At 68.8% G+C, this 11,962-nt stretch carries 6 protein-coding genes and 1 pseudogene; 4 read left to right on the forward strand and 3 right to left on the reverse strand.

All coding sequences use genetic code 11. The annotated features are described in order from the left end of the window. Positions 1-378 precede the first annotated feature (378 nt). The 4 genes from ACFYP4_RS28615 (at position 379) to tpg (ending at position 8,298) form a co-directional block, all read left to right on the forward strand. Positions 379-1,716 carry a hypothetical protein gene (locus tag ACFYP4_RS28615; protein WP_388789222.1) on the forward strand — a complete coding sequence of 446 codons (1,338 nt, stop codon included), beginning with the start codon at positions 379-381 and terminating at the stop codon, positions 1,714-1,716. Continuing rightward, complete coding sequence (locus tag ACFYP4_RS28620; RefSeq protein ID WP_388789224.1) at positions 1,713-4,388, forward strand: Helicase associated domain protein; 2,676 nt, start codon at positions 1,713-1,715, stop codon at positions 4,386-4,388. The genes ACFYP4_RS28615 and ACFYP4_RS28620 overlap by 4 nt, the downstream gene beginning before the upstream one ends. A gap of 133 nt (positions 4,389-4,521) precedes the next feature. Further along, a complete protein-coding gene (locus ACFYP4_RS28625) occupies positions 4,522-7,500 on the forward strand; it encodes an NACHT domain-containing protein (protein WP_388789226.1) in 2,979 nt (992 codons plus the stop codon). A 240-nt stretch (positions 7,501-7,740) separates the two neighbouring features. Continuing rightward, positions 7,741-8,298 carry a telomere-protecting terminal protein Tpg gene (gene tpg / locus ACFYP4_RS28630; protein ID WP_388789228.1) on the forward strand — a complete coding sequence of 186 codons (558 nt, stop codon included), beginning with the start codon at positions 7,741-7,743 and terminating at the stop codon, positions 8,296-8,298. Between the two features lie 30 nt (positions 8,299-8,328). On the opposite strand, the gene ACFYP4_RS28635 is transcribed toward tpg, so the two are convergent. From ACFYP4_RS28635 to ACFYP4_RS28645, 3 genes and pseudogenes are all read right to left on the reverse strand, one after another. Further along, positions 8,329-9,438: a hypothetical protein gene (locus ACFYP4_RS28635; RefSeq protein ID WP_388789230.1), complete on the reverse strand. Its 1,110-nt coding sequence runs from the start codon at positions 9,436-9,438 to the stop codon at positions 8,329-8,331. 13 nt (positions 9,439-9,451) lie between these two features. Continuing rightward, positions 9,452-10,195 (reverse strand): AAA family ATPase, encoded by a 744-nt coding sequence (locus ACFYP4_RS28640; RefSeq protein ID WP_388789232.1) that lies wholly within the window; start codon positions 10,193-10,195, stop codon positions 9,452-9,454. A 98-nt stretch (positions 10,196-10,293) separates the two neighbouring features. Continuing rightward, a pseudogene (locus ACFYP4_RS28645) lies at positions 10,294-11,797 on the reverse strand (Mu transposase C-terminal domain-containing protein); the annotation flags it as partial. Positions 11,798-11,962: the final 165 nt, after the last annotated feature.

The raw sequence follows: 11,962 nt of genomic DNA on the forward strand, positions 1-11,962 counted from the left end.
CCCCGCGGAGCGGGTACCACATCGCTGCGCGATGTGCAAGCGAACACCCCCGCTGCGCGGGGGTGTTGCGCTCCCGCTCCGCGGGAGCGCTGGCGGGCGGCTGCGCCGCCCGCTCACCCCTCTTGCTGCGCAAGAGGGGTGACGGTCCGTCCGCTGCGCTCCCGGACCGGCGGGACTGCGTCCCGCTACCAGGCTTCCGCTTCGCTCCAGCCTGGTCGGCGGGTCCGCTGCGCTCCCCCGCCTGACGGTCCTTCCGGCTGCGCCTCCAAACCCGTTGGGGCCCGCTGGCGCGGGCCGGGCTGGCTACGAGGGTGGGGGTCGCTCGTTCGTGTCGAGTTCTAGTGTACCGCGTGGCTCAGGTTGATGCACCATGTACCATTGGCAGAAACACGGGACACCCCCAACCATTCGGGCGGGGCCAGAAACCGGGGATACAACTTGAATTCGCTGAGTGTCGAAATGCGCCTGAAGGCGCGGGAGGAAATCCAGCGTGAGGTTACCGGATTGACGGCGGAGCAGATCCACGAGCGGTATGTGGCTGCGGGTGGCCTGGAAAATAGTGACGACCGGCCGAGGCCGCTCAGTACGGAGGAGCGGCTGGCGGCGGTCCGGCGGAACGAGCTGCGGCGCATCTGGGCCTTGATGGGCGGCACGGGGTGGGACGCCTACTCCTCCGAGAATGACGCCCGAGCAGACCGCTGGCGCCAGGCGCTGCGGGACCGTCAGGAAGGTGAGGGCGGTGGGGCGGTGGAGTCTGACTCCAGGCTGATCCGCTATCGGATCGTGACGCAGCGGACCGACCCGGCTCATCCCGGGGCCTCGGTGGTGACGAACTACACCTACGCGCGGTCCGTTGAGGAGGCCGTGGCAAAGGTGCGCCGGGCGAAGGAGAAGCCGGGTGGCCTGTACGGGGACCAGGGCTTGTACCGCGTTGTGGAGGCTGTCGAGGAGAGCCCGCAGAGCGAGGCGCGTCAACTGCAGGCCGCTCGCGGGCGGTTCCTCACTGCGGTCATGGACGCCGCTGTTGCCGCGCTGGACGACCAGTCGGCATCTGCCCGCCCGGAGCTGGTCGGTGTCCTGTCCGAGTTCTTCTTCGACACCGTCTTCACTCGAGCCATCGTCTCCTCCGACAGCGGAGAGGAGCACTCTCAGCTGTACGCCCGGGACGGGGAGGTCCTGTCCCGCCTGCTCCTGGCCCACTTCGCCCATCACGGCCTGGACCTGGTGGAAGCCGACGCCCGGCTCCCCGTGCGTCTGTTGGAAGCCGAAGGCCGGCGCCCCCGCGATGACGAGGACAGCGAGGCCCCGGCGGAGCTCATCGAGCAGGTCCTCGCCGTCTGCGAGCAGCACTACGCGGCCGTGACCGGCACCAGCTCGGAGCAGTGGGACAGGGAGGCGGCCCGGGAGCTCGTGGACGTCGCCCTGCGGACCGTGCGCATGGCGGAGCGGGAGACCTACCCGCAGGCGTTGGAGGCGTACCTGCACGAGCACCGGGCACGGCTGGAGCGGCTGTGGCGCCGCTACGGGCCCGGCGGCATGTTCGCGGGCGAGTTCGTGCTGATCGACCTGCCCGGGTTTCTGGCGCTGTGCGAGAGGATCGAGACGTCCCCGCTCTGGCTTGAAGGGATTTGGGCGAAGCATGGGCAGGAGGAAACCGCGCTCGAAAGGCTTCAGAACAGCTGGCTGTACGACACGGGGGAAAGGGACGGGCGATGAGCAGGATTCCGCTCAAGAAACACCAGGTCGATCAGAAATCTGCCTTTCGTAGGTGGGTGGGATTCCCTGCAAGGTCATCTGTACCCCCTCAGGGTGCCCGTGGCACGATCGTGTCAGCGACCGGCTCAGGCAAAACGATCATGGCTGCCGCGAGCGCGCTGGAGTGCTTCCCGGGCGGCCGGATCCTCGTCACGGTGCCGACCCTGGACCTGCTCGTGCAGACCGCCCAGGCGTGGCGGGCGGTGGGCCACCGCTCCCCCATGGTCGCCGTGTGCTCGCTGGAGAACGACCCGGTCCTGAACAGGCTGGGGGTACGAACCACTACCAACCCCATCCAGCTCGCCCTGTGGGCAGGGTCGGGGCCTGTGGTCGTGTTCGCCACGTACGCCTCTCTCGTGGACCGCGAGGACTTCGACGACCCGATGGGCCAGCGGAAGGTCCGCGGGCCGCTCGAGGCCGCTCTGGCAGGCGGAGAGAGCCTGTACGGACAGCAGATGGCAGGCTTCGACCTCGCGATCGTGGATGAGGCCCACGGAACCGCAGGTGATCTTGGCCGTCCGTGGGCGGCGATCCACGACAACGCCCGCATCCCCGCCGACTTCCGGCTCTACCTGACCGCAACCCCGCGCATCCTCGCCGCGCCCCGCCCGCAGCGCGGGAAGGACGGCCAGGAGCTGGAGATAGCGAGCATGACCGACGACCCGGACGGGACGTACGGGGCGTGGCTGGCCGAACTCGGGCTGAGCGAGGCGATCGAGCGGGAAATTCTCGCCCCGTTCGAGATCGACGTGCTGGAGATCCGCGACCCCTCACCGGTCCTCGGGGAGTCGGAGGAGGCGCGGCGGGGCCGGCGCCTGGCGCTCCTGCAGACCGCGCTCCTGGAGCACGCAGCCGCGTACAACCTGCGTACGGTCATGACCTTCCATCAGAAGGTTGAGGAGGCCGCCGCGTTCGCGGAGGCGCTGCCGAAGACCGCTGCCGAGCTGTACGTCACCGAGACCGATGACGCGACGATGGTCAAGGCGGAGAAGGAGCTCCCCGCGTCGTCGATCGACGCGGAGTTCTACGGGCTGGAGGCCGGCCGCCACGTGCCGCCGGACCGGGTGTGGGCGGCGTGGCTGTGCGGCGACCACCTGGTGGCCGAACGCCGCAAGGTCCTGCGGCAGTTCGCCAACGGCATCGACGCCAACAACCGGCGCGTACACCGGGCTTTCCTCGCCTCCGTACGGGTCCTCGGGGAAGGCGTCGACATCACCGGCGAGCGCGGAGTGGAGGCGATCTGCTTCGCCGACACCCGCGGCTCTCAGGTCGAGATCGTGCAGAACATCGGCCGCGCGCTCAGGCTGAACCGCGACGGCTCCACCAAGGTCGCGCGGATCATCGTGCCGGTCTTCCTCGAGCCGGGCGAGGACCCGACCGACATGGTCGCCTCCGCGAGCTTCAAGCCCCTCGTAGCCGTACTCCAAGGCCTGCGCAGCCACGATGAGCGCCTGGTCGAACAGCTCGCCTCCCGCGCCCTCACCAGCGGCAAGCGCAAGGTCCACATCCGGCGCGACGAGGACGGCCGGATCATCGGCGCCGTCGGCGAGGGCGACAGCGAGGACCAGGGCCACGACGACACCCAAGGCGCCGCCGAGTCCGCCCTGCTCCACTTCAGCACTCCCCGCGACGCGGCGACGATCGCCGCGTTCCTGCGCACCCGCGTATACCGGCCAGAGAGCTTGGTGTGGCTGGAGGGCTACCAGGCCCTCATCCGCTGGCGGGCCGAGAACGAGATCACCGGCCTGTACGCCGTCCCGTACGACACCGAGACGACGGTGGGCGTCACGAAGGACTTCCCGCTGGGCAGGTGGGTGCACCAGCAGCGCAAGGCACTGCGGGCGGGTGAGCTGGAGCCGCGCCGCAAGGAGCTGCTGGACGCGCCCGAGGCCGGGATGGTGTGGGAGCCCGGCGAGGAAGCCTGGGAGAGCAAGCTCGCCGCGCTGCGCTCGTACCGACGGGCCACGGGGCACCTCGCCCCGCGTCAGGACGCGGTCTGGGGCGAGGGCGAGGCCATGGTGCCCATCGGGCAGCACATGGCCAACCTCCGGCGCAAGGGCGCGAAGAACGGCCTGGGCAAGGACCCGAAGCGGGCGGAGCAGCGTGCGGCGCAGCTCACCGCGATCGACCCGGACTGGGACTGCCCGTGGCCCCTGGACTGGCAGCGGCACTTCCGCGTCTTCGCCGACCTCGTCGACGCCGACGGCAGCCTGCCCGACATCGCACCCGGCGTGCTCATGGACGGCGACGACATCGGCCGGTGGCTCCAGCGGCAGAAACAGCCGGGCACCTGGGCGCAGCTGTCCACCGAGCAACAGGAGCGGCTGTCCCGGCTGGGCATCACGCCTGCTGAGGCTCCGTCTCCAGCCCCGGCGACCAAGGGTGCGAAGGGCCCGAACAAGGCGCAGCAAGCATTCCAACGCGGCCTTGCGGCCCTCGCACAGTGGGTCGAGCGAGAAGGCGCCCACCGGCCCGTGCCGAGGGGTCACAGCGAACAGATCACGGTCGACGGCGAGACGGAGCCAGTGGTCGTCAAGCTGGGCGTGTGGGTATCGAACACCCGCGCGAGGTGCGACAAGCTCACTGGGGAGCAACGCGCCGCACTGCGGGAACTGGGCATGCAGTGGGCGTGAGCACGTCTGCTGGCCATCGGAATGCGGTCCTGGCCATGTCCTGTCAGGTGTTGGGGCCCGCGTCTCCTCAGCCGGGGACCGAGGCTCCTCCCTCAACCCACGAGCAATCCTCGATTCTGGCAGAGTGAACCACGTGCCCGACTATGACCTGACACGCCTTGGAACTCGCGCCTTTGAGCAGCTCGTGGTTGCTCTGGCTCGTCGGGACATCGGGCCGGGGGTGCAGGTTTTCGGTGACGGACGCGACGGCGGCCGTGAGGCAACGTTCGAAGGCACGATCAACTGGTCCAGCACGTCGACCGGGGGCGCGGACCGCTTGGACTGCTGGTCGGGGTACACCGTCCTGCAGGCCAAATTCCATGTGAAACCCGGGCAGACCCCACACGACAACGCTCTGTGGTTGCAGGCGCAGATCAAGAACGAGATCGACGGTTGGATCAGAGCTGCGCAAGCGAGCACCCGCTCTCGTCTTCCCGATTATTTGATCTTTGTCACCAACGTCGACCTGTCCGCTGTTGCCAAGGTTGGCGGGATTGACAAAGTGAACCAGGCCGTGAGGAAACGGCTGACTGAGATGGAGACCACCCGTAGCGGCCTGCGGGTCAAAGACTTTGCGATCTGGCATGGGGACCAGATCCGCTCGATGCTGGATGCCAACCAGGAAGTTCGCTACGCCTTTCCCGCTCTTCTGACGGCCGGTGACGTTCTGGCGAAACTGGCCCCCGACTGGGTCAGCCTGGGGACCTTCGATGCACAGGACCCGTTGCGCGAGCAGCTCCTTCATGCGATCAAGGACGACCGCTGGATCCGGCTGAGTCAGTCAGGCGGTCCGGGTGAGGCGAAGCTCTGGCTCGACGACATCGCGATTGACCTGCCCGCAACTCTCGGCAGTCCCGACGGCGACCTGACCGTCCGAGCCGTTCAGCGTGTGCTGGAGCTTGGCGACATGGTGTTGCGTCAGCGCCAACCAGACCGCATCAAGCGATCCAACGTTGTGCTCGTCGGCGGCCCGGGACAGGGCAAGTCCACCCTCAGCCAACTCATCGCGCAGGCCTACCGGGTGGCACTACTCACGGGCGCCAGTCCGGGGCCTTCAGTCCAGGAAGTCATCGACGGCACACGCTCGGCTCTCGCCCGACTCGGACTGTCAGTCCCCAGCAACCGTCGCTGGCCGACACGTATCGACCTCGCCAAGTATGCCGAGGAGCTGGCCAGCGGCGCCGAGGTTTCCCTGCTGCGATGGATCTCCACACGGCTGTCCGAACGCACCGACCGGGATATCTCTCCCAGCGCGCTCCGTGGGTGGCTCCGAGCATGGCCGTGGGCTCTGATCCTCGATGGCCTTGATGAAGTTCCCTCGGTTGACGCTCGCCGTCTCATCTACAGCAAGATCGACGACCTGCTCACCAGTGCCGAGGACCTCGACGCCGATCTCCTCATCGTGGTCACCACCCGCCCCACCGGCTACGACGAACGCTTCCCCGCAGACCGCTTCGAACACCTGCAGTTGCAGCGACTCCCTGCCGGTGAGGCAGCAGCCTTCGCTCAGCAGATCACCGACAAGCGCTTCACCGACGATGACGAGATGCGGATCAAGGTGGCAGCACGCATGCGAGACGCTGCTCGTGACCCGGTGACGATCCGCCTGATGGAGACACCGCTGCAGGTGACGATCATGTCGTTCATCGTGGAGAAATTCCCCACGCTGCCCCCTGACCGGTTCACGCTGTTCGACATGTACTACCGGACGATGTTCGATCGGGAAGTCGCCAAAGACATCCCCATCGCACGGTTCCTTTCCCAGCACCGCACCCAAATCGACCGTCTCCACGAGCACGTCGGGCTCATCCTCCAAGCCGCCTCCGAAACCGCGGACGGAGCCGAAGCAACGATCAGCCCTCATGGTCTCCACGACATTGCCCTGCAGCGCCTGTTGGACCGCGGATTCACACCCGCCGACGCTGAAACCCATGCCGGAGCCCTAGTCGAAGCCGCCACCCACCGGCTCGTCCTACTTGGTCCCCGGGACAACGGAGTCGGCTTCGACATCCGCACCCTCCAAGAGCTGATGGCCGCGCGCGCCATCGCCGAAGGCGATGACGCTGTCGTGATGTCCCGGCTACGACTGATCGCCCACCACCCCCACTGGCGCAACACCTGGCTGCTCGCCGCTGGCGAGCTCCTCCTACGTTCCGAACGCTTCGAAAAGAGAATCCTCGACCTACTCAAACAACTCGACTCCGATCCCCACCGGCTGAACGCCCGCTACCCCGCCGCGCCAGCACTCGCCGCGGATATCCTCGATGACAACCTCGCCGCTAAACGGCCCCGCTTCGAACGAGGTCTCATCGAACGGCTGCTCAGCGTCCTGGACCGCCCACCGGTCGTTGACGTACCGCGCCTCGCCACAACACTCCTGCGCATCGCCAGCACAGACACCTACCGTCGGCTCGTCTACGACCGCATCAGCTCCGCTGCGTCAGCCGGAGCCGCACGCCGAGCCGCTGCCGCCCTTGTGCTGGAAGAGATGGCCATGGAGGTTCCCTCTCACGACGCACGGCTCACCAGCATGCTCAATGCCTACCGCGCGCTGGCGATTCCTGAGACTGAGGTGCAGGCGATAGGCGCCTGGCAGGGTATGTCAACACGGAGCATTCCCCTTGAGGGCGCCGACGGTACGGAAGCCCATTTCCGTGTACTGGGTCACGTCACTCTCTTCTATGGTCCAGACCCGAAGACCGTCTCGTTGCCTGCCTACCTCGAGGAACTCGTGGAACCTGTCGGCCTCAGCGACAAGGATCTACAAGTCCTACGAAGCGGCCTCGCGACGCTGTCGGACTCTCGCTTCTGTCTCTCCGGCCCTCCGCCTGGAACCGCCATTCCTGTCGTCCTACACAGCGGACCGGCGGAACCTCTTGTGCAGGCCCTTCAGAACGAGGATGTTGCAGCCTCACTCGACCTCGCCCTCAGCGCTTTGCCATCCACGCACTGGACTATCGAAGCCATGCTCGGTGCCACCTTCAAACCCAGCCAGAACCGGCAACCTGTCGGACCCACACTCCTGCTCGCCATCGCCGAGGACCACACCACAGACAACTACTACGCCGACTGATCCGCCTTTCTTCGAGGCCTTTTCTCCACTCGGGCAGCCCCGCATCTGGTGCGGAGTCCGAGCAAGGCGCAGCAGGCCGGCCCGGGGGTCGGGACACCCCATCCCGGCTCCCGTAGCCGACGTCGGCCGGTGCTGTCCCGAAGACGCTGGAACTGGCGGGCGGGGGCGAGCGGTGTGGGAGGACTGAAGTCACGGGCTGCAGGATGCCGGCCTGTCGACTGGCCGCATGGGGAGGCGCACGTGGGGCATATCGAGCAAGGGCTGGGGCAGGCGCTGCGCACCCGGCCCGTTCCCTTGAGCACCGAGGCTCGCCTGCGGTTTCTGCTGGCAACGCATCGGTATTCCACCCAGAAGGTGGCCGCGGTCCTTGGGGTGTCGCAGCGCACCGTGCAGAGGTGGGTGACAAAGAAGCCCGGAGCGCGTCGCACGCCGGGCCCGCTGCATCTGCGGGCGATCGAGGAAGCAGTCCTGGCTCGGTGGCAGCCTCGAATACGAGCCCGCCGGCGCGCCCGGGCCGAAGCGGAGGGCTTCGTCTTCCACACCAGGGCGCGATTCGGGTTCGCTGCTGCGGCCGGTTCCTCGGACGACCCGCGGGTGCGGTGGATCACCCAGTACCTGCCGGGAGAGGTAGCCCGGGAGTTGTTCGCCGCCCGGGACGCCGGCGCGGGTGAGCAGCAGCAGATGGTGATCCTCGCCCGCGCGCTGGGGCATGCCTACTTCCGCGATGGGGGTCGCCGCGCCCACGGCCTGCACATCGCCTTCAGCGACCTCGAGTTCGCCGACTTCTCGATCGGATGAGCGTGCCCTGTACGGACGCGTCAGGGGCCTTCAGCGCCGCGAGTGCCTGGTGCGTACGGCCAGCATCGCTTCGTACCTGTTGGCTTCCTGCCGCTCGCGCCAGTCCCACTCCACACGGCCGGCCGGGCCTTGGCGGCGGGCCACAGGCGGCTGGGACGGGCGCAGCCTGGCCGTCTCGGCCACGCGCAGCAGGAGGGCACGGCCTCCTGGCGTGGCGAACAATTCGTGGTCCTCGCCGGATACGAGCCGGGCGAAGCAGGCCGCGGCCCGCAGGAAGACACCCGCCCAGGGCGGTACGGGGTAGGCGGCGCAGCCGTCGGTGTAGCGGGCGCGGTCGTGCAGGGCGAGTGTGGCCGCAGCGTCGTCGTAGTCGCGAGGGCGTGCGGTAGCAAGTTGCTGGAGGGACGCACCGGTGATCAGTGCAGCGGCAACGGTCGCGGCCAGGCGAGGGTGCGCGGTCACCCCATGAAGCCGATGAGCGACTTGCTGGGCAGCGTACGGGGTGAGCGGTGTGGGCGGTGGGCGGTGCCGCCAGACGATCGGCGGCGGCGTGCACGGGGGGGCGCAGGGGCTGGGACTGTCGTAGGAGACGAGGCGGTCGAGTGCAGGCAGGGTGAGCCATCGGCTGCTTGGCCGGCCCGGTTGGTCTGCAGGCAGGGGCACGGGGGCGGTCGCGCCGTAGTAGTGGCGGCGGGCGGTCTGAAAGTCGGTAGTGATGATGTGGTCGGCCGCTTGCAGGGCTTGGTGCAGGGCGGCGGGCAGGTGGGGCCGGTGGCAGACCAAGATCAGGTGGATACCGGTGAGCGTGCGCAGTTGCAGGAGGCGCATCGCGCGGCGGGCGGTGAGGCGGTGGGCGCGCAGGACGATCAGCCGGGTGACGGGAAGAGCAGTGATCCAGGCCGTGGCGGCTTCCCACGCCGGCTGACGGCCACCAGGGAAACGGCCTGGAAGCAGGGGCGGCTTTTCCAGGGCGGCGAGAAGGTCGTGGGCGAGGCCGGTTTCGCTGGTGGTGCCCGGGCCGGGGTGCAGGGTGATCCGGCCGGACGGCGGATGGTGGGCGGCCAGGGCGGTGTGCGTGTGAATCACGTCGTCATGGCGGTCGATGACCACGGTGACGGGAGGTGGCGCGGCGAGCGGCATGGCGGCGTGGTGGTCAGGCGAGGCGGCTGAAGGCCCAGCGCAGCAGTTCTTGGTCGACGCGTGGGCGGCCGGTGCGAGCCAGGGCGGTGCGGGTGTGGGCGGTCAGCTGGGCCCAGGCGCGGAAGTTGCCGTGTGCGGCGTGGCTGTCGGCGAAGGTGATGTCGTCGGGGTCGGCGTCGGCCCAGATGGGGTGGAACAGGGGGATGGCTTCGAGGACTTCGCTGGGGGTGAGGCGGGTGAAGTGCTGCCAGATGAAGATCCGGGAGGACAGCATCGGCTCGCGGCGCAGCACGGTGTGGCAGCCCTCCCCGCCGACGAAGATGATCGCGAGCTGGGTGGAGGGTTCGTCCCACAGATAGCGGAAATATTCGAACGCCTCCCCGTTGAGCCACTGGGCCTCGTCCACCAGGAAGGTACGAGAGCGTTCAGCCAGAGCGGTCTTCAGTAGACGGTCGAATTCACTGGGGTGGCGCGGCGGTTCACCGGCCAAGTCGAGCGCGGTGAACAACTCGTAGCGCACCGCGCGGGCGGTGGGCCGGGCACGGAAGGTGATCTTGCGGACGTCCTCGTGCGGTTCGAGTCCGCGCAGGCAGGTGTTGACGGCGAGGGTCTTGCCGAAGCCGGCCCCGCCGTGGATGCACATCATGGCCCGCGCGGCGACCGTGTCGGCGATGTTCTCCCGGGCGGTGAGCAGGGCGCGGGTGGTGACCACAGAGGCATCGGGCAGGTCGACGTACTGGTAGGTGGCCGCGGTCACGAGGCGTCTCCGTCTTCATCGGTGGTGAGAGGCGTAGCCCTCCCGTCGCGGCCGTCCGGGACGGAAGCGCCACCACGGCCGGACGGGTGCAGGATGGGCGGGCCTGGCGTGGTCAGCGCGGCTAGGGAAGCAGGGGTGCGCCAGTCGGCCGGGGGCGCGGCGTGCGGGATGAGGTCCGGCATCGCGAGCTGCGCGAGGTCGGCGTCGGCGGTCTGGGCGAGTTCGGCCTCGGCCTGCGCGGTGGTCAGCGCGCCGAGCCGCTGAGGTGCCTCGGGCTGGTTCACGGCGGCGTAGCGCTCGCGCTGCGAGGCCTCCAGGTCCTTCTTCAGGCGGCGGGTGCGGGCGGACCGCGCCCTTCGTACGGCGCTGATCTGCTCGTCGGTAGCCTGGTCGGCCAGGTCCGCGGGGCCCAGGTAGCGGCCGGTGGCGGCGTGGTAGACCTCGATGCGGTGGTCGTGGTGGGGCATGAAGCGGACCCTCACCTGGATCCCGGCCTGGCCGGTCATCCACGGCCCCACGTAGTCGCGTTTCCTGAAGCGGATGCCGCGGGTGGTCAGCGTGCGGGTGCCGGCCTCCTCCAGGGTGAACGTCCACAGATCTGTCGCGGGCACGTCCCGAAGCGGGGTGGGATCGTCCTGCCACGCCTGAAGCGGAGTCTTGCCTCGCAACGGCGCCGGGCGGTGCTCGGTGTTCCACCAGAGCGTCCAGGCCAGAAGCTGGGTGGTGAAGTCCTCGAAGCCGAGCAGCACTTCGTCCTTCGGACGGGAGGCGCGTTTGCCGGGGCGGGGCGTAGCCGGGCAGCGAGGCCAGGAACATGCCCTCCACCGCCCGGTTCAGGCCCTCCACGGTGCCCTTGAGGTGGGGGGTGTAGGCGGGCAGGTACTCCACCGTCACGTCGAGGAGATCGAACGCTGCGGTCACCGTCCGGGACAGGAAGTCTTTGCCACGGTCCACCCGTACCTTCTCGGGCACGCCGCCGAACGGGCCGTAGGGTTCCTCATGCAGGACCGCGGAGCGCAGCGCGGAAAGCACCGACTCCCGCGACGGATCCCCCGGCGTTACCGCAACACCGGTGATCGCGTTCGTCGCGCAGTCGGTGAACCAGGTGATCCACGGCCTGCGGGCCCTGCCCTCGACATCGACCAGCACCGGCGCCTGGACGTGGTCCGTCTCCCACGCCTGGTTGCGCCAGCCCCGCGGCCGGGCCAGGAATACGTCGTGCTTGCGCGCCGCCCGCTCGCCTCCCGCAAGTCCGGCCCGCTCCCCCGGCGTCAGATCACGGCGGATCGCCCGGTGCAGCGTCGTCAGCGACGGTGCGTCTGCAGGCGGAGAGTGCCTGGCAGCACGCAGGACCAGTTCGCGGTGGACCGCCCGCACGTTCCCCTTCCACAGCGCCAACAGTCCACGGACCTCGGGCGTGACCGTGAACCTTGCATCGACCCGGGAGCGTGCGCCGGGGTTGGCGGCCGCGGTCTCATCGCTCTGAGCGGTGGCCAGCCAGCGCCACACCGTGCGCTCCGACACTCCAAGCGCATCCGCGGCCACCCGTACATGGACTGCTGTCAGCTTCTTGGCTGCCCGCAGTGTGAGCAGCCGCCGCACGGCCGGACCGCGCAGCGCCGTCCTCGACGCCGCAGGCAGTCCGCCGTCTGGGCGGATGGCGTCGCCGTCCTTCATGTCAGCTCCCCTCACACGGGTGGGACGTTGTGTGCTTGCCGGTGGCCGGGAGCATGCGATCGCCCTCCCGTTGCTTGCAGGAGCGCTCTG

This window comes from Streptomyces sp. NPDC005551 (assembly GCF_042871785.1).
Taxonomy (GTDB): Bacteria; Actinomycetota; Actinomycetes; order Streptomycetales; family Streptomycetaceae; genus Streptomyces.

What these genes read in the sequence shown, in the direction of transcription:
- ACFYP4_RS28620 (WP_388789224.1), top strand. Translation starts at nt 1,713, where the DNA reads ATGAGCAGGATTCCGCTCAAGAAACACCAGGTCGATCAGAAATCTGCC.
- ACFYP4_RS28635 (WP_388789230.1), bottom strand. Translation starts at nt 9,438, where the DNA reads ATGCCGCTCGCCGCGCCACCTCCCGTCACCGTGGTCATCGACCGCCAT.